The sequence below is a fragment of the Vibrio genomosp. F10 str. 9ZD137 genome (assembly GCF_049974785.1).
Lineage (GTDB): Bacteria > Pseudomonadota > Gammaproteobacteria > Enterobacterales > Vibrionaceae > Vibrio.
On sequence record NZ_JBNGCJ010000181.1, the window covers coordinates 1 to 657 of the forward strand.

General features: G+C 48.1%; 1 protein-coding gene. It reads right to left on the minus strand.

The features are described from left to right. Positions 1 to 657: DUF1587 domain-containing protein (locus tag ACP45E_RS02365; protein ID WP_141707192.1), on the minus strand; the 657-nt coding region annotated here is incomplete at both ends.

The window sequence follows — 657 nt, forward strand, 5'->3', positions numbered from 1 at the left end:
CACATAGGTTTGGCTTGGGTTCCATTCAGGGGTATTGCCGCCACTGCCACTTTTACACTGACTCAGTGCGTAAATGTCCATATTTTCTTGGACGTACACCGCCGCGTTTAGGTAGCTGTTCATTTTGTCGCTCGATAGATACCCAAACTCGCCTGCGTTGCCATAGAGCGAACCTTCTTGTTCTTTATCATCCGATGGTAATGAGGATTTATCGATCTCAACGTCGAACAAGTCGTTCACTGTGTTGATGTATTCAGACTGTCCGAGCAAGCGTAAGTGACGACTGCCGTAGACTTCTGCACTATCAACAATGTTGGGTAACGCATCTCCCCAAAGGTCGTCTTCAAGATAACGGGCCAATGTTTCTTGGCATGTGGAATCACAGGTGACTCCTGGCATGTCTGTCATCGCTGCAATTTCATCGGCAATAATATTCGGGTTGTCGTAATAGCTTTCAATCAGACCTGTTGATGGGCCTTCAGAGAGATCAGGGGCGAAGATGCCTCCGTTGTGACACCCTGAACATTCCCCTTCCATAACGGCATTAAAGTAGTCTTCATCGTTGTCATATTCGGTGTACGTCCAGTTCAGTGCCGCACCTGAAGCCGACAAATTGACGTCTTGCTGTTTTGGCGAAGGAATGGCCGTTCCGGTGTA